Origin of the sequence: Collinsella sp. TF05-9AC (genome assembly GCF_003438495.1) — a bacterium.
Classification (GTDB): domain Bacteria; phylum Actinomycetota; class Coriobacteriia; order Coriobacteriales; family Coriobacteriaceae; genus Collinsella.
Genome location: NZ_QSSH01000011.1, coordinates 1 through 23,722 on the forward strand (window position 1 = coordinate 1; position 23,722 = coordinate 23,722).

General features: G+C 60.3%; 19 protein-coding genes. 7 read left to right on the forward strand and 12 right to left on the reverse strand.

What is annotated here, in order from left to right; translation table 11 throughout:
• Nucleotides 1-81: 81 nt before the first annotated feature.
• From queA to DXC52_RS04630, 3 genes are all read right to left on the reverse strand, one after another.
• Nucleotides 82-1,293: a tRNA preQ1(34) S-adenosylmethionine ribosyltransferase-isomerase QueA gene (gene queA, locus DXC52_RS04620; protein WP_117746337.1), complete on the reverse strand. Its 1,212-nt coding sequence runs from the start codon at nt 1,291-1,293 to the stop codon at nt 82-84.
• 70 nt (nt 1,294-1,363) lie between these two features.
• Nucleotides 1,364-1,939: an epoxyqueuosine reductase QueH gene (locus DXC52_RS04625; protein ID WP_117746338.1), complete on the reverse strand. Its 576-nt coding sequence runs from the start codon at nt 1,937-1,939 to the stop codon at nt 1,364-1,366.
• A 10-nt stretch (nt 1,940-1,949) separates the two neighbouring features.
• On the reverse strand, nt 1,950-2,516 hold the full coding sequence (locus DXC52_RS04630) for a DUF3267 domain-containing protein (protein WP_117746339.1): 567 nt from the start codon (nt 2,514-2,516) through the stop codon (nt 1,950-1,952).
• Nucleotides 2,517-2,648: 132 nt separating this feature from the next.
• Here DXC52_RS04630 and DXC52_RS04635 point away from each other — a divergent pair, with 132 nt between their 5' ends.
• On the forward strand, nt 2,649-4,799 hold the full coding sequence (locus tag DXC52_RS04635) for a class I tRNA ligase family protein (protein ID WP_117746340.1): 2,151 nt from the start codon (nt 2,649-2,651) through the stop codon (nt 4,797-4,799).
• 37 nt (nt 4,800-4,836) lie between these two features.
• Nucleotides 4,837-5,940 carry an RsmB/NOP family class I SAM-dependent RNA methyltransferase gene (locus DXC52_RS04640; protein ID WP_117746341.1) on the forward strand — a complete coding sequence of 368 codons (1,104 nt, stop codon included), beginning with the start codon at nt 4,837-4,839 and terminating at the stop codon, nt 5,938-5,940.
• Between the two features lie 24 nt (nt 5,941-5,964).
• Here the strand turns inward: DXC52_RS04640 and DXC52_RS09975 are convergent, their stop codons facing one another.
• A complete protein-coding gene (locus DXC52_RS09975) occupies nt 5,965-6,135 on the reverse strand; it encodes a hypothetical protein (RefSeq protein WP_006235403.1) in 171 nt (56 codons plus the stop codon).
• Between the two features lie 191 nt (nt 6,136-6,326).
• On the opposite strand from DXC52_RS09975, the gene DXC52_RS04645 reads away from it, so the two are divergent.
• Nucleotides 6,327-7,418 (forward strand): hypothetical protein, encoded by a 1,092-nt coding sequence (locus DXC52_RS04645; protein ID WP_117746342.1) that lies wholly within the window; start codon nt 6,327-6,329, stop codon nt 7,416-7,418.
• 81 nt (nt 7,419-7,499) lie between these two features.
• On the opposite strand, the gene DXC52_RS04650 is transcribed toward DXC52_RS04645, so the two are convergent.
• The gene (locus DXC52_RS04650; protein ID WP_117746343.1) at nt 7,500-8,390 is read right to left on the reverse strand and encodes a DegV family protein; all 891 of its coding nucleotides are present in this window, start codon (nt 8,388-8,390) and stop codon (nt 7,500-7,502) included.
• A 320-nt stretch (nt 8,391-8,710) separates the two neighbouring features.
• Here DXC52_RS04650 and DXC52_RS04655 point away from each other — a divergent pair, with 320 nt between their 5' ends.
• The 3 genes from DXC52_RS04655 to DXC52_RS04665 all read left to right on the forward strand — a co-directional run bounded on the left by DXC52_RS04655 (nt 8,711) and on the right by DXC52_RS04665 (nt 11,727).
• Entirely contained in the window at nt 8,711-10,627 is a 1,917-nt protein-coding gene (locus tag DXC52_RS04655) for a fructose-1,6-bisphosphatase (RefSeq protein ID WP_117746344.1), read from the forward strand.
• Nucleotides 10,628-10,705: 78 nt separating this feature from the next.
• Nucleotides 10,706-11,101: a GtrA family protein gene (locus DXC52_RS04660; protein ID WP_006235398.1), complete on the forward strand. Its 396-nt coding sequence runs from the start codon at nt 10,706-10,708 to the stop codon at nt 11,099-11,101.
• Between the two features lie 218 nt (nt 11,102-11,319).
• Nucleotides 11,320-11,727, forward strand: a complete 408-nt coding sequence (locus tag DXC52_RS04665) for a GtrA family protein (protein ID WP_022095123.1) — start codon at nt 11,320-11,322, stop codon at nt 11,725-11,727.
• Nucleotides 11,728-11,887: 160 nt separating this feature from the next.
• Here the strand turns inward: DXC52_RS04665 and DXC52_RS04670 are convergent, their stop codons facing one another.
• The 7 genes from DXC52_RS04670 to DXC52_RS04700 all read right to left on the reverse strand — a co-directional run bounded on the left by DXC52_RS04670 (nt 11,888) and on the right by DXC52_RS04700 (nt 22,467).
• Nucleotides 11,888-12,817, reverse strand: a complete 930-nt coding sequence (locus DXC52_RS04670) for a DUF4430 domain-containing protein (protein WP_158554592.1) — start codon at nt 12,815-12,817, stop codon at nt 11,888-11,890.
• Between the two features lie 9 nt (nt 12,818-12,826).
• Nucleotides 12,827-16,714: a DUF4430 domain-containing protein gene (locus DXC52_RS04675; protein ID WP_117746346.1), complete on the reverse strand. Its 3,888-nt coding sequence runs from the start codon at nt 16,712-16,714 to the stop codon at nt 12,827-12,829.
• A 350-nt stretch (nt 16,715-17,064) separates the two neighbouring features.
• On the reverse strand, nt 17,065-18,828 hold the full coding sequence (locus DXC52_RS04680; RefSeq protein WP_117746347.1) for an AarF/ABC1/UbiB kinase family protein: 1,764 nt from the start codon (nt 18,826-18,828) through the stop codon (nt 17,065-17,067).
• Between the two features lie 8 nt (nt 18,829-18,836).
• Complete coding sequence (locus DXC52_RS04685) at nt 18,837-19,253, reverse strand: hypothetical protein (RefSeq protein WP_117746348.1); 417 nt, start codon at nt 19,251-19,253, stop codon at nt 18,837-18,839.
• 99 nt (nt 19,254-19,352) lie between these two features.
• A complete protein-coding gene (locus tag DXC52_RS04690; RefSeq protein WP_117746349.1) occupies nt 19,353-20,876 on the reverse strand; it encodes a C69 family dipeptidase in 1,524 nt (507 codons plus the stop codon).
• 101 nt (nt 20,877-20,977) lie between these two features.
• Complete coding sequence (locus tag DXC52_RS04695; RefSeq protein ID WP_117746350.1) at nt 20,978-21,832, reverse strand: bifunctional 5,10-methylenetetrahydrofolate dehydrogenase/5,10-methenyltetrahydrofolate cyclohydrolase; 855 nt, start codon at nt 21,830-21,832, stop codon at nt 20,978-20,980.
• Nucleotides 21,833-21,834: 2 nt separating this feature from the next.
• Complete coding sequence (locus DXC52_RS04700; protein WP_117746351.1) at nt 21,835-22,467, reverse strand: cyclodeaminase/cyclohydrolase family protein; 633 nt, start codon at nt 22,465-22,467, stop codon at nt 21,835-21,837.
• Nucleotides 22,468-22,927: 460 nt separating this feature from the next.
• Between DXC52_RS04700 and DXC52_RS04705 the strand changes: the two genes are divergently transcribed.
• A complete protein-coding gene (locus tag DXC52_RS04705; RefSeq protein ID WP_117746352.1) occupies nt 22,928-23,521 on the forward strand; it encodes a hypothetical protein in 594 nt (197 codons plus the stop codon).
• Nucleotides 23,522-23,722 lie beyond the last annotated feature (201 nt).

Sequence of the window (23,722 nt, forward strand, 5' to 3'; positions counted from 1 at the left end):
GCCCTTGAAGTTGAACGTCAGATTGTCCAAATGCGGCCCGCGCAGCGTCGAGCAGTTACGCGGTTCGTAGAACCGCGTAACTTACAAAATGAGCATTGCATCGCCAAAGCTGAAGAAGCGGTAGCGCTCCTCGATGGCGGCGGCGTAGGCATCCATGATCTGGTCGCGAGTGGCAAGCGCGCTCACGAGCATCATGAGCGTGGAGCGCGGCACGTGGAAGTTCGTAATCAGCGCGTCGACCACGTGATAGGTCGAGCCGGGCATGAGGTAGAGCTGCGTCGTAGCGTTCTCGCGCACCACGATGTCGCCGCGGCCGAGCGTATCGGCCCCGTCCTCGCGGCCCTCAAAATAGCGCGCCGTCACAGCCGGATCGGACACCGGCGCCTCCGCATCAAAGGCGCTCTCGAGCGAGCGCACCGCCGTGGTACCGACAGCGATCACACGATGGCCCTCGGCCTTCGCCTTATGCACGGCGTCGACAACTTCTTGCGACACGTGGTAGCGCTCAGTGTGCATCACGTGCTGCGTGGGATCGTCCTCCTCCACCAGACGGAAGGTATCGATGCCCACCTCGAGCTCGACGGCGGCAAATTTCGCACCCTTGGCCTCGATAGCGGCCATAAGCTCGGGCGTAAAGTGCAGACCTGCCGTGGGAGCGGCAGCCGAGTGCTCCTCCTTCATGGCGTAGACGGTCTGGTACTTCTCGGGATCGCCCTCGTAATCGGTAATGTAGGGCGGCAGCGGCACGTGGCCGGCAGCATGGATGGCCTCGTCGAGCGTGCGCGGGTCGCCGGTGGCATTGCAACCGGCCGGCTCAAAGCGCACCAGGCGGCCGCCGCGGCTATCGGTGACAAAGTCGATGACCTCGGCCGTCAGCACCACGGGAGCCCCCTCGGGCGCATGGGCGCCACCGGCGCGATACTCAATCTGAGCGCCGGGCTTCAGGCGCTTGCCCGGCTTGACCAGGCACTCCCAAACGTGACCCAGCGGGTCAACGTCCTCACGGCGCTTGAGCAGCAGGGTCTCGACCACGCCGCCCGAGCCGGCCTTGCGACCTATCAGGCGGGCCGGCATCACGCGCGTCTTGTTGATGACGAGCACGTCGCCCGGCTCGATATAGTCGATGATGTCGCGGAAGATGCGGTGCTCAACGGTACCGCCGTGCTCCAACGGCGTTCCCGCCTGGGAGCCCTTGCGATCCACCACCAGCAGGCGGCAGGAGTCGCGCGGCTCGGCAGGCGCCTGGGCAATCAGTTCCTCAGGAAGGTTATAGTCAAAATCATCGGTACGCATAGACACGTCGGATACTCCTTATATAGCTAAAGTCCGCTCTACATCCTAGCAGGCTGACGTCCCAAATGAACTACTTTTTGGCAGCCTTGCGCTCGTCGCGAATGCGGGCGCGGTCCATGGCTGCTTCGACGGCCGAGAAACGACAGCCGCAGTAATTCTGCCGATACATGCCCAGCTCGCGCGAACGACGCGTGGCCTCGGAATAATACGGGCGAAAATCGCGAATGACCGGGGTGAGCCCATGTGCCGCTGCCAAGCGTTCCAGCACATCATTGCAGGTCTCGAACAGCTGATACGGCGAGACGGCGAGCGTCGTGCCCACATATTCGAACCCGCGCTCCTGGGCCATGCGGCACGCCTCGGCCAAGCGCAGGGCATAGCACGCACGACAGCGACGGGGCCGATCGGTACCCAGCGGTGCCACGCCGGTCTCCCAGCGATCGCGGTCCTCCCCCGCCTCGATAAGCTCGATGTCGCCATCGGTACACCACCGGCGCAGCTCGTCCAAGCGGCGCTGCCATTCATCGCGCGGTTGAATATTGGGGTTGGTCCAGCAAATCGTGGGCTCAAACCCTTCCTCGCGCAGCAGGCGAACCGGCTCAAGCGAGCATGGTGCACAGCACGCATGCAGCAACAACGACTTCATCGACATCTCCTCACCCAAAAAAGCGCACGCCAAAGGACGTGTCCTCGCAAGCGACAATGCGACGGTCGCGCAGAATGGTCCGCACGTAATACCAATCGCCCACGCAACCCGACAAATGCAAGCCGGCCGCCAGGTAGCACAGCAGCGGATAGCCCGAGAACGCAAACCCCAGGGCAAACGCCGTCGTCAAGGCAACCGTCGGCGCCAGGCAAACCGCCATGTACCGCCGGCGCGAATACACAACGCCCTCGGCGCAGGCGTAAATCATGCAGGTTTCGAGATTTGCCCCAAAGGTCACCCGAGCACCGGCGGGCGCGAACAGCTTAAAGAACACCGAGTGCACCAGCTCGTGCACGGCGAACGACGCCATTGAGATCGCAGCCAAGCCGACTATCCAGCCCACGACAGCCATCCAGCCGCCCGCGTCAGCCGCATCCAAGTCTGCAGGCCCACCCAGCAACATAAACACCGGCACCAAGCACACGGCAAACACGCCGACGACGACCATCCCCCACACAAAGCAAGCGTGCAGAAAATCCTCGTCTTCAAACGCATGTATGTTGGAAATCTCATTCATAGCATCTTAGGATAGCGCCCCTGCCACGTACCCGTCCGCATGTGCGATAATGTCGAACGATATGCACGAATTGACCACCGCGTCGCCAGGCCTTGCGCCCGGCCGCGCTCTCACCATATGCGAAGGAGTCCCATGGCATCCAAATACTCCATGAACGACCGTCCCAGCTGGCCTCGCCGCGCCATCGTTACCGCCGGCGAGCCCTACGGCAACAAGGGCCTTCACTTTGGCCACGTTGGCGGCGTCTTTGTCCCTGCCGACTTCTTCGCCCGCTTCCTGCGCGACCGTCTGGGCCGCGAGAACGTCATCTTCACCTCGGGCACCGACTGCTACGGCTCGCCCATCATGGAGAGCTACCGCAAGCTCAAGGAGAACGAAGGCTACGATAAGTCCATCGGCGAGTATGTCGAGTCCAATCACTCCCGCCAGGCCGCGACCCTCAACAACTACAACATCAGCTGCGATATCTACGGCGGCTCGGGCCTTGAGCCGGCTGCGCAGATTCACAACGAAGTGACCGCCGAGATTATCGAGCGCCTGCATGAGCAGGGCACCATCTCCAAGCGCTCCACGCTGCAGTTCTACGACGCCAAGGCCGGCACGTTCCTCAACGGCCGCCAAGTGATCGGCCGCTGCCCCATCCAGGGCTGCAAGTCCGAGAAGGCTTATGCCGACGAGTGCGACCTGGGTCACCAGTTTGAGCCCGAGGAGCTCATCGCACCCAAGAGCCAGCTCACCGGCGAGGTGCCCGAACTGCGCCCGGTCGACAACCTCTACTTCGACCTGCCGGCCTACCTCGACTTTATGAAGACCTACACCGCCAAGCTCGCCCAGAACCCGCAGGTTCGTTCCGTGGTCTCCAAGACCATGGAGGAGTGGCTGCTGCCGGCCCAGCTCTATATCCAAAACAAGTTCCGCGAGGCCTTCGATGCCGTCGAGGACCAGCTGCCCGAGCACACCGTGCTGGAGCCCGAGGGAAACAAGAGCAGCTTTACCGTCACCTTCCCCAGCTGGAAGGAGCGCGACGACGCCCATGCGGTGCTCGCCAACGGCGGCGTGCGCTTCCGCAGCGGCAAGGCGCTCGTGCCTTTCCGCATCACCGGCAACATCGACTGGGGCGTTCCGGTGCCCCAGGTCGACGGCGTTTCCGACGTCACCTGCTGGTGCTGGCCAGAGAGCCTGTGGGCGCCCATCAGCTATACGCGTACCGTGCTCGCGCGCGATGCCAAGGCCGCCGGCGTGACCGAGGGCGTCGCCGCCCAGGATGCCGCCCTCATGGGCGAGCCCGCTGCCGACTCCACACAGGTGCCCGCGCCCACCTACCAGCACAGCTCGCTCGACTGGCGCGACTGGTGGTGCTCGGACGACGCACAGATCTACCAGTTTATCGGTCAGGACAACATCTACTTCTACTGCATCGCGCAGACCGCCATGTGGGAGGCCCTGGGCTGGGACCTCACGCAGAGCACCGTCAGCGCCTGCTACCACCTGCTCTACATGGGCAAAAAGGCCAGCTCGTCCTCGCAGACGCCTCCCCCGCCGGCAGACGACCTACTCAACCACTACACCTGCGAGCAGATGCGCGCGCACTGGCTGTCGCTCGGCCTGTCCGAAAAGCCGGTGAGCTTTAGCCCCAAGGCATACGACACGCGTGTGACCGGCAAGGACAAGGACGGCAACGAGGTGCGCGCCTGCGACGACAAGCGCGTTATCGATCCGGCCCTTAAGGAGAGCGCCCTTTTGACCGGCGTATTCAACCGTCTGGCCCGCAGCTGCTTCTACGGCGTCGCCGTCAAGGAAGGCGACGAGAGCCCCTATCGCAACGGCTGCATCCCCGCCGGTGCAGCCTCTGCCGCCGTGGTCGAGGCTGCCGAGCAGGCAGCTCTTGCCTTTGAGCAGGCCATGTACAAGTTCGAGACGCACCGCGCGCTTGCCGTGTGCGACGACTACCTGCGCGCCGCCAACAAGCGCTGGAGCGACGCCTCCAAGGCCGCCAACAAGCTCGAGGGCGACGAAGCAAACGCAGCGATGACGCAGGCCCTGGTTGATGCCTTTACCGAGCTGCGCGTGGCGACCGTCCTGATGCACGGTATCGTCCCGGCCGGCTGCGAACTCATCTGCGAGTACTTCGACGTCGATCCGGTCGCCTTCTTTAGCTGGGATAACATCTTTGCCTCCACGGACGAGTTCGTAGAGAGCCTGGGCGAGAAGCCCGGCGACCACCGCGTGAAGCCGCTGCCCCCGCGCTTCGACTTCTTTAGCAAGCACGAGAGCCAGTACTAAAACACTCGACATGTAATGGAATGGGAAGGAAAGACGGATGTCCAAGCCGCGTCGTCGTAAGCAGAATAAGCAGGTTAAGCCCGAGCTCAAGCTCAGGCAGTTTGCTGCCACCGAGCTTTCCGACCAGCTTGCCGCCCTTCCCTGCGCCGCCGACCTGCCGCGCTTTATGGTCGACACGGTCGCCGGCGCCTATGCGCCCGCCGATGCCGAGCTCATGATCGAGGGCTTCGGCGCCGCGGCCACACGCCCGGTCACGCTGCGCGCCAACACGCTCAAGGCGACCGCCGAGGACATCGCTGCGGCGCTCGGTGCCGCCGGCATCGCCCACAACCCCGTCGCTTGGTATCCGGACGCCTTTATCCTGCCCGAGGCCCAGGTTTCCGACCTATGGGACCTCGACATCTACCGCGACGGCAAGATCTACCTACAGAGCCTGTCGTCCATGATGCCGCCTTTGGTGTTGGGCGCCCAGGCAGGCGAGGACATCCTGGACATGTGCGCAGCCCCTGGCGGCAAGACGACGCAGATCGCCGCCCTCACCCAGGGCCAGGCACACCTCACGGCCTGCGAGATGAGCATTCCCCGCGCCGAAAAGCTTGAGTCCAACCTCCACCGCCAAGGTGCCAAAAACGTGCCCGTCATGCGCATCGACGCACGCGAGCTCGACGAGTTCTTCCGCTTTGACCGCATCCTGCTCGACGCTCCCTGCACCGGCACGGGCACCGTCATCAGTGGCAACGAGAAAAGCCTGCGCGGCCTCACCGAGCAGCTGCTCGTCAAGTGCGCCCGCTCGCAGCGCGCGCTTCTGGACCGCGCCATGGGAGCCCTCAAACCGGGCGGCACGCTCGTCTATTCCACCTGTTCGATCATGCCGCAGGAAAACGAGGACGCCCTGCAAGAGGCCCTCGACAAGCACATGGATTGCGAGCTTATCCCCCTCGACGGCACACCGAGCGAAAGTGAAGCGCGTCGCGCCCAGGATGCCGGCGAGGAGCCGCATATCGAGTGCAACGCCCTCACCGAGGCCATCGCCGCCGGCCATGTCTCGGCCATCGCCAACGGTATGCCCGGCACGCTGACCATTCCGCCTAGCCGCGATTTTGAGGGCTTCTACATTGCCCTGATCCGAAAACGCAGCTAGCGCACGGATCAAAAACTCAACAAGCTATCTCTGTGCGCGTTTGCCCTGCTGGTCGCGATGCTGTTTAAGCATCGCGCGCTCCTTGCGTTCGGCCCTTTTGCCCTTAATGGCCGTGACCACAAAGTAGATGACCGCGGCGGCAACGATTGCGCCCACGCACAGGCCAATCGAGCCAAACATTGCTGTCAATTCCATACCGCGTCACCTCTCTTTTAAACGGGACTTTCAAGATAGCACCTCGATCCTCGCCACCACAGCTCCTTCACGTTCTCCCGCCCTTCGGTCTAACGGATGGTGCGGCGGGGAAAAATCAACTCGTCAAACGATTTAGCATTCGCAATTCCGGCTGCATCGCGCCGGCCACCATCGCATAGAATCGAGCCTCCATGGATACCCTCAACGACCTAAACGAACGCGTCGACGCCTTTGTCGGCACCAGCTCCTTCGACACGCCTGCCGCGGCAAACGACCAAGCTCCCATCGATTTACCCGCCGAGGTTCACGAGGACATCGTCGCCTCGGTCGATTTCTCCGAGGTCGAGCTCGCAGACGAGTTCACCGAACCCCAGGTAGCCGTGACCCCCAACGGACTGCTTCCCATGGAGCCGCTGCCCATCGACGGGCGCCTGCGCAAGGCGGCCCTTCGCATGCCCGACGAGATCGAGGAGGCCAGCGGCTTCACGCTCTTCGGCCGCCGCATCAAGTCGCTCATTTACACTACCGATGTCGCGGTTATCCGCAACTCCAACGCCGATGCCGTTTTTGCGGTCTACCCTTTCACGCCGCAGCCCGCCATTACGCAAGCGCTGCTGACCGTCGCCGAGTGCCCGGTCTTTGTAGGCGTGGGCGGCGGAACTACGACCGGTAAGCGCTCCGTGCAGATGGCAGCCGTCTCCGAGATGCAGGGCGCGGCGGGCTGCGTGGTCAACTCCCCCGCTACTGCCGAGATGGTCGAGCACATCACCAACATCGCCGACATCCCCGTCATCGCCACGGTCGTACGTTGCGACGACGATGCGCATGCCAAAGTGCGCGCCGGAGCCAAGATTCTCAACATCGCCGCCGGCAAAAACACGCCCCAGGTCCTGCGTGAACTGCGCGAGCACTATCCCAACCTGCCGCTCATCGCGCCGGGCGGCAAGACGCCCGAGAGCATCCGTGAGACCATCGCCGCCGGCGCCAACGCCATCATCTGGACGCCGCCTTCGGCACAGCAGCTACAGACCGACATGATGCAGCGTTATCGCAAGATGAAGGAAGAAGCCACACCTGTCATCTCGCGCGACGATGTGCCCATTATCGACCAGGTCGCCGCCGCCGAGGTCAGCCAGGTCGAGAACATGAATCCCGATGTGCCGATTCCCGACGAAGTCATCGAGCGCGTCGCTTCGATCCACGAGCGCGTCGAGGAGCATCGCGCCAACCGCGGCCTCAAGCCGTCACTGCACGGCTTCTTCTTCCGCGGAAAGAAACGCTAATCGTAACAGCAAGGCCCGCCCCACAAACGTGAGGCGGGCCGTTATCGTTTGAGCAATCATGCAGCGACGTGATGGGGCAAATTAATCCACGCGCTTGTCGCCCATAAAGAAGAGCGCCACCGTACCAGGTCCGGTATGCGAGCCAATCAGAGTACCAATGTCATTGATCTCAATCTTGCCTTTAAGCTGCGGAACCTGTTCCTCAATCAGCGCCGCAACCGCCTCGGCATCCTCGCGGCACGCCGAGTGCGACATGATGCACTTACCCGAATAATCCACACCGTCCTGCACGTGTGCCATCATGGTCTTAGCCATCTCGGAAATCGCTCGCTTCTTAGTGCGAATTTTCTCACGCGGCGACAGCTTACCTTCGCAATCGACCGTCATAAGCGGGCAAATCTTAAGCGCCGTGCCAATGATCGCGCTCGCAGCCGAAATGCGACCGCCTCGTAGGTAGCTCGACAGATCGGTCGAGAAGAACCAGTGGTGCAGGTTGAGCTTGCGCTCCTCGATCCAGGCAGCCGTCTCGTCGAGTGAAGCCCCGCTATCGCGCACATCGGCGGCATATTCCAGCAACAGACCAAAGCCCGAAGACGCCGCCAGCGAATCGATGACGCGCACTTTGCCGCCCTGGGGATAGCGATCCGCGAGCATCTGCGCCGCAACGCAAGCCGATCCATACGTGCCCGAAATACCCGACGACAACGTCAGGTGCAGCACGTCTTTACCCTCGGCAACAAACGGCTCCCAAAACTCCTCGTACTCACCCACGCTCACCTGAGACGTCTTGGGCATGGCGCCCGCGGCAATCTGGGCAAAAAACTTGTCCGGCGTAATCGACTGATACAGATTGTCCGTATAGACAACATCGTCGATCTCGTAATGAAAACACACGACAGGAATATTGCGCGACGCAAAGAACTCACGGGTTCGGTCGGCGGCGGATTCACAGGTCAGGACAAAATCACTCATATGAGGCTCCTTACTCATTGCTGCGCAAATTATCGCACAGTGAGCCTATATGCGGTACATATGTCCACTATTTACCAAATCGAACCAAAAATAGTGAACATCTTTACCACCATCGTCTCCACCGACCCCACGCATAAATATCTGAGAAAACACCCTCTGTCGTCTCCACCCAACCGACACATCTACCTTCACTAAATCGATTTACCAAACCGTTCAGCCGACAATTCAGCCGCTGGCGCAAAATCGAAACAAAAGCGGCGCATACTGGTAAACGTTTGACGCTGTTTATCAGTTTTACCAGCCCCATCGGAAGGTGTTTCATGGTCGCATTCGATCGCAACCCGCAAGACTTCAAGTATCTGCGCCTGCTTTCGAGACAGTTCCCCACCGAACAATCCGCGTTTACCGAAATCATCAATCTCTCGGCCATCCTCAACCTGCCCAAAGGCACCGAGCATTTTATGAGTGACGTGCATGGCGAGTACGAAGCCTTTATGCACATCCTCAACAACTGCTCGGGCGTCGTGCGCGAGCATGTCGACGAGATTTTTGGCGACACGCTCACCTTTGACGAAAAGGGCGAGCTGTGCACGCTCATCTACTACCCGCACGAGAAGATCGAGCTGGTCCGCAGCCAGCGCGAGGACTCGCCCACCTGGTACAAGACGATGCTTGACCAGCTCATCATGGTCGCTCGTTCGCTTTCAAGCCGCTACACGCGCTCCAAAGTGCGTAAGGCCATCCCGCGCGATTACGCCTACATCATCGACGAGTTGTTGCACACGCACCCGGACGAGAACAACTATCGCGTGCGCTATCACGAGCGCATCGTGGAGTCCATCCTGGAGACCGCCAGCGCAGACGACTTTATCGAGTCGCTCGCTTCGCTCATCAAGCGCCTGGCCGTCGACCACCTGCACCTGGTGGGCGACATCTTCGACCGCGGCAGCGGCGCGGCCAAGATTATGGACCGTCTGCTCACCTACCATTCACTCGACATCCAGTGGGGCAACCACGACCTGCTGTGGATGGGCGCTGCGGCCGGTGAGCCCGCCTGCATCGCCACGGTGCTGCGTAACAACCTACGCTACGACAACTACGAGATCCTCGAGAACGACTACGGCATCTCGCTGCGCGAGCTTGTTGCCTTTGCCGATGCCACCTACACCGCCGGTGAGCCCATCACCCCGCTAATCAAGGCCATCAACGTGCTGCTCTTTAAGCTAGAGGGCCAGATTATCCAGCGCCACCCCGAGTTCGATATGACCGGCCGCCTGTTACTCGACAAGATCGAACACGACAACGGCACGGTCACGCTCGCCGACGGTAGCGTATGGCCGCTAACGACCAACGACTTCCCCACCGTCGATCCGGCGGACCCCTATACGCTCACGCCCCAGGAGCAGCACATCATCGACAAGCTCGTGTCCGAGTTTGTCACCGCCGATCACCTGCATCGCCATATCGATTTCCTCTACACCCACGGCTCGATGTACAAGGTCACCAACGGCAACCTGCTGTTCCATGGTTGCGTTCCGCTCAACGAGGATGGTACCTTTAGCAGCATGAACTGCCTGGGTACCTGGCACGCCGGCCGTGATTATCTCGATTTTTGCGACCGCATCGCCCGCCGCGCCTGGCGCGTGGGCGACCGCGATGCCCTCGACTGGATGTGGTACCTGTGGATCGGCTTTAACTCACCCGCTAGCGGACGCTTGGTGCGTACCTTTGAGCGCGCCTATATCGCCGATAAGAGCACCTGGGTCGAGCCGATGGACCCGTACTTTACGCTTACCAAGTCGCCCTCGGTCTGCGACGACATCATGCACGAATTTGGCGTCGTGCCTATGGCATGTTCGCCGACTGGCCACATCATCAACGGCCACACGCCCGTTAAAACCACCAAAGGCGAGCAGCCCATCCGCGCCGAGGGCAAGCTGCTGGTCATCGATGGCGGCTTTTGCCGCGCTTACCATCCCAAGACGGGTATCGCCGGCTATACGCTCATCTCGAGCTCGCGCGGCTGCCGCCTCAAGTCGCACCGGGCCTTTACGACGGTTGCCGAGGCACTCACGCGCAACGTGGACATCGAAAGCGAGACCAACCGTTTTGACCAAGCAGACCGTCGCCGCATGGTGAGCGACACCGATACTGGCGCCAAGATCCGCAGCCAGATCCAGGACCTGCGCCAGCTGCTCGATGCATATAGAAACGGTGCTATCGAGGAGCGCGCCTAGCACCACCCGCGGGGATTGGCTAAACTTGCTAAGTTTGTCATCCCCACGGCGCCCCGGCGCCGGCTTAAGGCAGGTACCATGCAAAAGCTCCTTGCGCAGATCATGAAATTTGGCGTCGTCGGTGTCATTGCCACGGTTATCGACTTTGGCATTATGAATCTGCTCCACTACGGTCTGGGCCTCAACATCCTAATCGCCAACACCAGCGGCTTTATCATCTCACTCATCTTTAACTACCTCGCAAGCATGAAGTACGTGTTTGCGCACAAGGAAGGCATGAGCCGCCGCCGCGAGTTCATCATCTTTGTCGTGCTGTCCGTGATCGGCCTGGCACTCAACGACGGTATCGTGCTGACACTCAACGCCGGTCTGGGGCTCGAGGCCAATATCGCCAAGATCTGCGCCACCGCGCTTGTCATGGTCTACAACTTTGTGACCCGAAAGATCTTCCTGGAGGGTGACGAGACCAAGTAACTCGCAACCTTACAGCCTTACGATGCCCACGGACAATGCGTGCTCAGTACAGTATCGCCCGTGGGCATCGTTCGTTTACGGGCAAATTTTCAACGTTTGCGGATTAGCTCTTGAAAATTTGGCGAGTTCATATAGTTCTTGGCAAAGACCTTACGTTTCCCTTGTAAAAGCTCTAAAGTATCCTCTGCTCGATTCATCAACGCATTGGATGTGATTACGTGCGCAAGGCGCTGGCACAACCTCATACCAAGCAGTTCCTCAAGTTTGCTGTCGTGGGTCTTATCTCCTTTGGCATCGACTGGGGCATGCTCATTGCGCTCGTCGAGCTGTTCCACCTTGACTTTTTGATGAGCACCACGGTTTCGTTTATCACGTCCGTCGTGGTCAACTACTGGCTCAGCATGAAGTACGTGTTCGACCACCGCGAAGGCATGAGCCGCAAGCGCGAGTTCACGATCTTCACCATCCTGTCGGTGATCGGCCTGGGCCTCAACGACCTGTACATGTTTGTGGGCGTCACGTTTTTGAGCATCGGCTACCAGGCCATGAAGGCCATCGCCACGTTCCTCGTCACCTGGTACAACTACTTCAGCCGCCGCTTCTTCCTCGAGGGCGCACGGTCGTAGTCGATTCACTATTTGCTTGAATGTATAACCGGTTGGAATTCCCGTTCCAACCGGTTTTTTTGTTTGCAGAGAGACCCGGCGACCCAGTCCCATTCGCATGAAAAACGGGCGGTCCGGATGTTGGTCCGAACCGCCCGTCTGGCGCGCTATGTCGAGGCCTCTAGCCCGTTACGTAATACCAAACAACGTTGTCGCCATTGGAGAGAACGTAGTTACTGCAGGCCGTCATGGGCGTTGTGCCGTTGACGGAGTACATCCAGCCGCTCGTGCCGCCGTACTGTTTCTCGGCCAAACCACCAATCGCGGAGACATACGTACCGTACGACGAGCCATGTGCGTTGACAGAAAGGCCCAGCGCGCACAGGGCATCGTAGACGGTAGCGCCTTCGTTAAAGGTAAAGGTGCCACCAGAGGACACAGGATTGCCCACAGAGCTCGATGTGACCGAAACCGTCACCGTAACGTAGCTAGGCTGCTGCGAGCTGCCCTGGTCGCCAGTAGAGGCGTTGCCGTTATCGGGGGCAGAAGATGCCCCGCTGGATGAGGAGGAGGCGCCAGGCGTAGAGCCGGCCCCGCCAGAAGAAGTCGAGTTCTGAGAAGTCGACTGATTGCCGTCGGTCTTTTTATTGCTGTTCTTCTCTCCAGACTTCTTGCCATCCTTGTCTTCGGACTTTTTGCTATCCGAGCCCTTGTTTGATTCCTTGTCCGAAGACTCGGACTCCTTCTTAGAGTCAGATTTATCCGAACCCTTAGACTCGTCGTTCGCACCATCCGAAGATTTGGAATCCTTGGAGCCAGCTTTACCCGAAGCGACGGTCGAGTCAGACCCCTTGGCGTCCTTCGCGACGACGCTCTCCCCCGTCACGGTCTGAACGATCCAGTCAATGGACCAGGCGCCGCTCTCGGAAGGATGGACGAAGCCCAGCGATATGACAATTAGCGCAACGCACGCGGCGGTCAGGACGCCAGTAAGCGCCTTCCGTCGAGGGGCGGACGCCGCCGAAGCGGCGCCCTGTTGCTTTGCATCGTCGAACTGAATGAACGAGGAATTTGGTTGCTTGGGGTCAGCGTCCTTGGATTTATTGGACACAGCCCTCACCTACCGACGTTTGGTGAACACGAACACGCCGACGATGGCGAGACCGATGACGCCGGCGGCAACGCCAACAATGGCGAGCGGGTTGGCGCCAGTCTCCTGCTCGGAAGCACTAGAGGGCTTCTTAGCAGTGGTCGTAGAAGCAGCACCCGTATCGGACTTGGAATCGGACTTCTTGTCGGACTTGCTGTCCTTCTTGTCAGACTTCTTGTCAGACTTCTTGTCAGACTTCTTCTCGTCCTTCTTATCGGACTTATCGGAGTCCTTCTTGTTGGGCTTGTTGTCCTTGGTCTCGGTCTTGGTCGACACCGTCGTCTTGGTCATCGGCTTATGACCCGGAGCGACAGCGCCGCCAGCCTGCTGGCCCTTCGTGCCGGAGCCGGAACCCGTGCCCGTGCCAGCGCCAGCACCGGAACCGTTGCCAGCGCCGCCATTGCCGCCATTGGAGCCAGAACCGCCATTGCCGCCAGGGTTAACAGCATTCTTGGTCCACTTGGCATACAGCGTCAGATCGGCCGTCACCGGCGTACTGAAGTCATACGCCCGCGTGCAAGCCTCATCGGTGAACCAACCGCCGAAAGTGTAGCCATCGCGCGTCGGATCGGCCGGCTTGACCAGCTTGCCGTCGTCCGTAGCAACAAACTTAGTGTCGCAAGCAGACCCGCCGTTGGAATTAAAGGCAACCGTCCAAGACTCAACGGCCCCGAGCTTGAACAGCGTGCCCGAATCATTGATGTAGTACAGGCTGCCAGATGCATCGGCAATGACCGGAGAGTCGCAGTGCTGGTAATGGCCAGCCGCATCATAAATCTGCGTCGCCTCTGCATCGCCGAGCGTATAGCGATACACGCCACCACCAGCAGAGTAGTTAACGTAATCCTTGCTATCCGCGCTGTTAACGGTGAAGTACACATAGGTCTTGCCGCCCTGAACACTCACCAGCGGAGTAGCAGCAATACCGTTAAATCCGGCCGGCAGTTCTTTACCGTCAGCAGCGGTGACCATCGTGGTTTTACCGGTCTTCAGATTATAGAAAGCCAGAGCAGAGCCAGTAGCCGTCTGTCCGCCGACAATCAAGTTTTCGCCAGCCACCGCCGGTGCGCTCATGTTATTCGTAAGACCCAGGTCGACCGTCTTCTGCTCGCTCAGTACGCCCTTCGCCGAAAGCGAAATCACATGGAGCTTTCCATCGTGCGTCATCTGATAGAAGGTCGAACCATTGGACGGATCGGCGACACAGTCGGCGTTCGCGAGAGCGCCGAGCTTCATGGTCGAAACGACATCGCCCGTCGTCTTATCAATGCACTTAAGCGTGCCCGCGCTCGTAGGAACAATGGCATACTTATCCGTCAAAGCCGCACCAGTCCAGTAATAGCCCTCGGCAGGGTCGATGTTCTGCCAAGAAACTTCGCCCGTGGCAATCTTAATGCGCGAAAGGGAGCCGTTGCCGTAGGTCGCGTTGTAATTCTCGTCATACGAAATATCGACCGTACCAACATAGACGTACTCGCCGTCCGAAACGACGGTGCAGGAGCTCTGCGTCAAGTCCGTCAAACCGGGCGTCAGCCACTTGCAGATCAGCTTGTCTGCAGTAATCGCCTGGACCGCACCGCCGTTGAGCGGAACGATGATAAGGCCATTGGTATAGATCGGACGAGAGGTATAGCTCACCTTGGAGGCAAGCGGCGCAGAGGCAACCTTTTTGCCCGTGGACGAATCGATCTTAATGAGCTCGTTCTCGGTCGCGATGTACACAAAGCCGTTAGCAATGACAGGCTCGCTGCAGTTGGCATACTGCTGACCAGACTCGGCCTTCCAATCGAAGGCCCACTTAAGACCGGCGGCCTGCGCAGGCGTCTTGGCATCCGTTACGGTCGAACCGTTGCCACTGTTGCCGTAGCCGGCCCACTCGGCATCCCAATCAGGAGTCGTCGCGCTCGGATCCACGACAATCTTGTCGGGATCGGGCATGGGCGAATTTTCGGTGGTATAGGCAAGCGTGACCTTATCGCCGCTCTTGAGCGTAATCTGATTGGCGCAAAGTAAGGAGGGCTCTCCGTTGATATACAGATGCCAATATTTATTGGTCGCAGCATCCCAACCATACGGTTTGTGATCAAACGGCGAAGTAATGGAATTCAGGAACCAGTACTCACCACTCTGGGAGCCGTTGTACGCAACGCCCTTGGCCTTCAGAACTGCCTCAATAAGGTTCTGGGCCGTGGAGCCTTCGGGCAGAGAAACATTGCTTGCCGTGCCCCAACGCGTATTGTTCCCGTTGACATCGGGACCGATAACATCGACAGAACCAAGAACCTGGCCAGGAAGGGCACCGGCGTCAGCACCATACATAAAGGTGACGGCGTCACCCTCTTGGAGCTCGTAGGCACCGGCGCCAACGTCGGCGAACTTGCCATTTACGTAGAAGCGCCAATAGCTATTGGTCGCAGCATCCCAGCCATAGGACTTACCATCGAACGGCGAAGTAATGCCGTTGAGGAACCAGCCCCAAGGCGATTCGCCAGCATCGAGAGTAAGGCCGGTCTGCTCAAGGAGATCCTTAGCAGTGGAGCCTGCCTTGAGGCTCGTCTGGCCCGTCGAAGCCCAAACCTGCTGCTTGCCGTCCTTGTCCTTACCAAGTACCTGAACAGAAGCATGAACAGAATCAGAGGGCAACTGGTCGCCCCAGCCACCGTAGAACCACGTAACGGTATCGCCAGCATGAATGGTGACATTGTCCGCCGTGTAGTCGCTCGACTTGCCGTTGATAAACAGCTGCCAATAGGTCGAATAATCGAGCGGCGTACCCAGCTCAACGCCGTTGTACTTAAGGCTCAGAATGAAGGAGCCCGCAGCAACGGCGTCAATATCATTCGCCTCGAGCGCGACCTTCGTAAGGTCAAGCGCGCTCGAGCCGGACGTCACCACATACTGCGCGTTATCGACCCAAGTCTGAGTCTTGCCCTGGGCATCGCGACCAATGACGGTCACATTTGCGGCAACCTGGTCCTTAACGACAGGGGACGAGCTACCAGCCGTATAGGCAAACTCAATCTTCTGCCCCTGGGTGAGCTTGACGCTGCTCGCGCCAACCGAGGAAGACGCGCCGTCGACGAACAGCTGCCAGAAGGCATAAGTCGTCGGATCGTAGGCGAGCGTGCGGCCATCGCTCGGGGATGTGATGCTTTCGAGGTAGAAACCGTATGCCGTGTTCGGATCGTACTTCGCCTTGAAGCCCGTCTTCTCCTGCAGCTTAATGAAGGCATCCGCAGCCGTCGCGCCCTCATCGAGCTTGAGCTGCGTAGGTGCCACCCAGGTCTGAGCCTTGCCGTCGGCATCGGTGCCGATAATCGAGAACGAGACCTCGACTTGCTTCTTGGCGACATCGCCGGTTTCTGTCGGGTTCTCTGTCTGGACGGCAGTCGCGGCGGCAGATCCTGCTTGGCCAGCGGATGCCGTCGAAGACTGCTCGCTCGTGGCAGGGCTCCCCCCCGTCGCCGAGCCTTCGTCGCCAGTTGCTGCCTCTGTTGTGGCGGCACTGGCTGCAGGCGCGCTCCCGGAATCCGAAACCTCGGCGCCGCTCTGCTCAGCGGTACCGCCCGCAAGCGCTGCGTCCTCGCCTGGCGTCGTAGCCTGAGCCACAGCGTCGGTAATGCCCTCGGCACCCTCGGCCCACAGCTGAGCCGGCGTGGTGCTGAAGGCCATCGCGAAGGCCAGGAATGCCACCAGGCCGCGCTTGGCTACGCCGCGCGCGATTACGCCACGGCGACGAAGCGAGGCACGCTGGCACTCGTCCTCAAACATATCCATTTGTCTCCTACTGTCTGTACTTGGAGCGTTGCCTTGAAGCTGCCCCACGTCATCGCGCATGTTGCGCTCGAGTTCCCCCATCGGGGTCCCCCTTCCCTCCAGAGCCCTATGCACACCGGCGGCATACGCCGCAGCCGCATGCAAGATGGGAGGCGATCCGACTTAACCTTAACGACTCGGGCGCGCCGTCCGATCTGCGACGCGAACATCCCGAGCCAAGAGGAATTACGGTTACTGGTACAGCCGGGGACTTGCACCCCGATTCTCCCAAACGCGCAGGAAAACCGCGCATTCGTGCGTCTCCGCACCACCATCTAGGCCATCGATTAAAACCGTCAATATGCTATCACGCAAAAGGGCCTCGCACGCAGGCGAAGCCCAAGGTAAAAGCTATTGTTTGCGATAGGAAAATGCGGTGACGGCCGCAGCCTCTAGTGCTTGCCGCCGTGACTGTTGAGCCAGATATTGCGACCCAGCATAAGCGCCAGCACCAGCGCGCTCACGTAGCCCATAAAGCCAATGACTGGGATACCAAACACAACCGGCTCGATGCGTGCGTAGTACACCACCGACGAACCGATAAACAGGCCGGCGATAACGATAGCCATCGACATGCGGTCGATAATTCCGCCCAGCTGTCGCAGCGCCTTATCGCTGCTCATGATCTGCGTGTTTACCTTAAGCTGGCCGCGCGTAAGCATACGCGAAGCCAAGCCCAGATACTCGGCCGCCTCGAGCGAGCCTTTTGCCGCGCGATAGCTGCTCGCGGCAAGATCGCGGCTCATCTCGCGCATGCGGGCGTAGGTGCTCTTCTCGTTTTTGATGTGCGTCTGGATGATCTGGATCATGTTGACGTTGGGCATGTACTCGGTCAACAGGCCCTCGAGCGTCACCATGCCGCGGGCGAACATCGTCACCACGCTCGGCAGCTCAACGTCATTTTTGCGCGCGAGGTTTAACAGCGAAGTCAAAAACTCGCCGATATCCAGGTCTTTAAGGTCGAGCCCGGCAAAGTCGGCAACAATAAAGTCCAAGTCGGACAAAAAGGCCGAATGGTCAAGCTCGGCCGAATCGCCGCGCGTCACGGCAAAGCGCATGAGCGAATCCTTGAGCTTGGGCACGTCACCCTCGGCCACGGCGAAAATCATGTCTTTGACGATACCGCGGTCATGGCTCGACATACGTCCGACCATACCCAAGTCGATAAAGTAGACGATACCGTCCTTGAGGATGATGTTTCCCGCATGCGGGTCGGCATGGAAAAAGCCGTCGTCGAGCACCTGCGTCGAGTAGTCCTCGACAATCGCGGCACCGATCTTTTCCAAGTCATAGCCCTCGACCACCAAGCGTTCAGGATCGGCGATCGAAATGCCGTCGACGTAGTCCATAACCACCACGTGCTCGGTGCACAGGTCCAGATAGGATTTAGGGCACGTCACGCCATGAACGCTCTTATGGAACTCGTAGAAGTCGTTGAGGTTTTTGGCCTCGGCCAAAAAGTTGGTCTCCTCGCGAAACGAGGTCCACAGCTCCTCGACTACGCCGTGCAGGTCAACGAATTGATCGGTGTTGACGAACTTGGAAACGATACGCACCACCGAGCGGATGATATCGATGTCCTGTGCCATAACCTGCTGCGCACCGGGGCGCTGAACCTTGACGGCCACGTCCTCGCCCGTCACCAGACGAGCGCGATGTACCTGTGCGAGCGATGCGCTACCAAGCGGATTGGGGTCGATCGCATCGAACATCTCCCCCAGGCGCAGGCCGTATTCCTCTTCCAGACAGCGGAGCACCACCTCATACGGCACCGGCTCCACGTCGGAGCGCAGACGACGCAGCTCGTCGCAAAAGCGTTGCGGCAGAATCTCGGACCGGTTGGCCAGAATCTGCCCCATCTTGACGAACATGGGGCCGAGTTCCTCGAGCAGGCGGCGCAAACGAACCGGCGTGAGGTTATCCCACACGCGGTACTTTTTGACCAGGCGAACAATCTGCCCGATGCGTTCGCGACGACCCGCCGGCGTGAGCTGGTATTCCTCGTCCGGCGCCATCGCGTCGGGCTCCTCGGGCACCATATCGACAGCGCGCGGCTTCTTGCGAGCGCCCGAGACGGCGGCGTCGACCTCATCGACAACCGCCGCCTCGTCACCCAAGGGATCTAGATTGTTGTAATCGGTGGTGGAATCTGCCATCTGCGCTGCTACTCGGCCTCTTCGGTATCCTTCGCATCGTCGGGCTCAACGGACTCGACGGGCACCGAGGTCACGTTGTCCTCGACCGAATCGACGATGTCGCGCACATGGGCCAGGAAGGCCGTGCGCTCGGGGGCGGTCATAACGCGGACGCGAGCCAGAATGAGCTCGTCGAGCACGCGCTGGGCCGCGGTCTCGCCCTGCGTGCCCAAGCGCTCGGTCAGATCGGAGATGGTACCGCCGGCCTGCTCGAACATATCGGACACGCTGCGGGCGATATCGGGGGCGCCTGCGTCCTTGCGCACCTGCTCACCCTTGGTATTGAGGTCGTCGAGAACCTTCTTGCTGCCCTCAACGGCAACGGCGGCAGCGCCAAAGCCAACGTTGATGGCGCCGTTAACAAGCTGATCGAATTTCATAACCATGGTTGTCTCCAATCACAAACAACTGCATTGGCGTTCTTGTACCCAAGATTGAGTGAAAGCGACAAAGCGTTTTAGCGCTATTCGATCGACGGGAAATCCCTACCTCACGTTGTCGTTCATCGCGAAAGAGTTCTTCATGGCGCAGCTCGTGGTGTAGAGCACCTTGCCCAGCAGGGCATCGGTCTCCACGCGGACACGCTCGGCAAAGGCCTCGTTGGCGCGTGCAAGCTCGGCAGGCACCTCGGCCTCGGGCAGAGCGGCTACGGCAGCGTCGACGTCATGGATCTGCTTGTGGCCCATGCCACCGACCTTCTCCTGATAGTCCTCCACAGCGCGGCCGCACTCATGAAAACGGACGTCGGCTAGCGCGCCGATCAGGCGGTTGGCCCAGTAGAAATTCTCGGACGTCACGCGAGCCTGCGTGTCGGCATAGTACTCGGGCATGGTCTCGACATTGGCGTACAGCGGCACGAGCGCGTTAAACGAGTTAGAGCCAAACGCCATCCACTGCACGGCGCGATACGCCGGCTGTACATAGGGACGCAGCTGCAACACGGCAAGCTGGCTGTTGCGGTTGATGCCGATGGGACGATAGGCACCGCGCGTGGCGGGCGTGCCCTTGCTGCCGTAGCAGTCGTACTCCGTGCCCTGGTAGTGGCTCGAAAGCACGTACTTGATGTCCTCGATGGTCACCTTGCGCTCGGGCACGCGGCTCCAAGGGATGTCGTCGCTCTCGGGCGTGTAGTCGGCGTCGGGACCGTCCCATACATCGCTGGGGTTGAGGCAGCGCTGCATATACCAGGCGCGCGGCGTGTTATAGACGTGGTCACTGTCGCTGTGCGAGCCAAAGGCCTCGCGCGGGTTAAAGACCGTCGCCGGACCGTCGCCCCCGACGCCCAGCGTCAGGTCCAGATGCCACTCGGCCATCCAGGAGCGCAGGTCGGCAGAGCACATATGATCTGCCTGGGTGCCCTCGGCATCGTCCAGGTCAAAGCCGTCGATACCCAGCTGGTTGGGCATGGTCACATAGGCGTCATCGGGCACGCGCTTGGCGATCCAGTGGTGGCCGCCGATGGTCTCGAGCCACCAGATCTCGTCAACGTCACTAAAGGCGATGCCGTTGTTCTCGTAGGTACCGTAGCGCTCAAGCAGGTCGCCCAGAATGCGCACGCCGTCGCGGGCGGACTTGGCGTACGGCAGCACCAGGGTCACCATGTCCTCCTCGCCCAGACCGCCGGGCTGCGCCGGCACATAGCCGTCCTCGCCCTCGTTGCCCTTGGCGGGAACGTAATCGACGAGCGGGTCGGCGCCGCGAACGCGCTCGTTGGTGGTGAGCGTCTCGGTTGCGGACATGCCAACGTTAAGCTCGTTGAAGCCGGCCTCAGCCCAGATGCCGTGGCCCGGGACAACATCGGGGACGCTCGTGTAGCGCATGGGGTTATCGGGCAGTTCAACGGTCAGGTGACTCAGGACGCTCGTGTAGACGCGCGGCTGCTCGTCGGGATGCACCACGCGCATACGCTTGGGCTCAAACACCCCGTTGGACGAGTCCTCGTTGCGGGCGACAAGCGTCGACCCGTCGTAGCTCGCGTTCTTACCAACCAAAATCGTTGTGCACGGCATGCGCATCCTCCTTAAGCGAAGAAATCAAACGATAACAGTGTATCGCTTCGACACGAAAAGGGCGAAACCACGGCTTCGGCAGCCCCTGTGGGCAAAAACGCCTATTTCGATGCGCGCCCCGCCGCCTCGATCACGTGTTTGGCGAGGATCGCCGTGGTCACAGCCCCCACGCCGCCCGGCACGGGAGTAATTGCGCCAACGATCGGTTCCGTAGCATCAAAATCGACATCGCCGACCAGCTTGCCAGCGGCCTCGTCCCAGTTAATGCCAACATCAATGATCGTCTGGCCCTCGCGAACGGCATCCGCGCCAATCGTGCTCGCGCGTCCAACGGCCGCAACAACGATATCGGCAGAACGGCACTCGGCAGCAAGATCGCGTGTATGCGTATGGCACGTCGTCACGGTCGCATTGCGCGCCGTAAGCATGGCGGCAACAGGACGCCCGATCACCAGCGAACGCCCGGCCACAGCAACCTTAGCTCCATCCAGCTCAACACCGTAATGGTCCAGCAACGCTAACACTGCCTCGGCCGTGCAGGGAGCAAAACCCTCGCCGCGCCCCGAAAGCGTGGTAAGCAGCGAAGACGGCGTCATGGAGTCAACGTCCTTGGCGGGATCGAGCGCTGCGGCGACGGCGTTCTCGTCAAGGCCGGCGGGCAGCGGGCGGAACATCAGACAGCCATGAACAGCCGAATCGGCATTGATGTCCTCGACGGCCGTCAACAGCTCGTCCTGCGAAACATCGGCAGGAAGCAAAACGCGGCGAGCCTCAATGCCAACCTTCTCGCAGCGCTTGAGGGCACCGCGCTCGTAGGACAGGTCGTCCTCGCGCTCGCCCACACGAACGATGGCCAGCGTCGGTACAACACCGCGCTCGCGCAGGGCTGCACAGCGAGCAGCAAGTTCCTCGGTCAAAGCGCGAGCAACGGGAGCACCCTTCAGCAGTTCAGCCATGGCTATCCTCTCTTCCTTGCAGCGTCGGAGGCGCGGCGCGCCAGCGCATCGGCGCGCGGCAACCATGTGTCGAGCAACTCATCACACGCCGTCTCGAGCTCCTCAGCACGAACGCGATCTTTCATAGACGTGGTGTTCGCAAAGAGCGTCAAGCTCGCGCCCTGCATAGCGGCACGGCAGAACACGGCGCCGCACGCCACATCGGACAGCAGCTGACGCGAACCCTTGTCGGCCATGTCCTCGAGCAGCGCCAGCGCACGCCCGCAGGCATCCATAATGCGATACGGCGGCATAGCGGCCACATGCAGCGCATCCTGAATCGCGGTCGCTCGAGCCGGATCGTCACGCGGAATACCGTACGCCGTGGACACCTGCCCGTAGGCACGAACGTCCTCGGCGACCAGACCCACAAGTTCCTGCGCCAACTCATCCGCCTGGGCAAACGCGCGCGTCAGATCGTCTGCGCGATCGGCAAGCGCAGGATTTGTCGCCCCATAGCGAGCAACCATCCCGCAAAGCGAGGCGCCCAGTGCACCTACAAAGGCGCTCGCGCTACCGCCGCCGGGAACCGGCTCGCGTGCGGCAAGCGCCTCGGCAAACTCTCGACATGTTTTATCCATCATCTCTTGGCTCATACGCACGCACCTTCAAGTCATATACATCGGTCGGGTGGCAACCGCCGACCGACCGCATCAATCACATAATGGTGCTAAGTCTAGCCCATAAGTACATGAGCGTCAGCGCACCTGGCCATCGCGGATTTCTATGACGAACGATAGGCGTCGGCACCGCAAACATGGGACACATGGCCCACCTTTCGAGACTTCCGGACGTCAAAAACTGAGGCATATCTATAAACAAGGAACCTGTTGGGGCAACGCCCACGCACGCGCGCCCCATTAAATCAACGGGCACCTCACCCCGGGGAGGGCCGACAGCATCGGCCCTCCCCTCTTTTGCGTCCGGACATATTGCCACTTAACGGCGCAAATCCGGCACCCAGAATGGGACACATGGCCCACCCTAGCGAGCCGTCCGCGCGTACAGTAAAGGCAGGTAATCCATGGGCGGTTACAGATCGAGGAGGACACGACCATGAAAAAGAAGGCCTTTGCGATTCTCACCCTCTGCATCAGTCTCTTTGCCGCAGTTGCCCTGGTGGGTTGTGGCGGAAGCGGTGGCGCTACCGGCAGTGGCGGTGGCGGCGGAGCAGAAAAGCCAGCCGTGGATATGAGGACCGACTTCATTTGGTTTAAGGTCGAGGTCCCCGAGGGCGTCGAGGTCATCGACGTCGCAGGCGATACCGCCGACAGGGCCCAGTTTAAGTTCACCGAGAGCGAGCACGCCAGCGATCGCTTCATCCCCGTCTTCGATCCTGACAAGAACGCCGATGAGCTGTTCGACTACGAGGCAAAGTGGAATGCCAGCTTTGAGTGGACCGAGAATGACCCCGTCAAGTACAACGGCAAGACTTGGCGCAACGCTTCCTATACACACTCGGGCGGCGTGACGACTGAGTACTTCACCGAAGCAGGCGGCGGCAGCGTCTACGTGCGCATCGACAACGTCGAGGAGCACAAGGATGCCGTCGAAACCATGATGAAGTCTCTGGAATTTGCCGACGACATCGCCAAGGCAAAGACCAAGGCCATGGACGTTAAGCTCGACGATATCGAGATCAAGCGCTAAGCGACTGGCGAGCGCAGCGGGAAACGCGGGCGCAGTGCAAACAAGCGACGGTGCCCCAGCGCTTCGTACCCAGGGAGGGCCGGTAAACCGACCCTCCCTTTCTTATGCCGGCAGCCGACGAACGCGAAGATGCCGGACGCCGGAACCACTCCAAATGTGGCAACAGTACGAAAACGGCAAGCACCCCAACACGTCCACCCG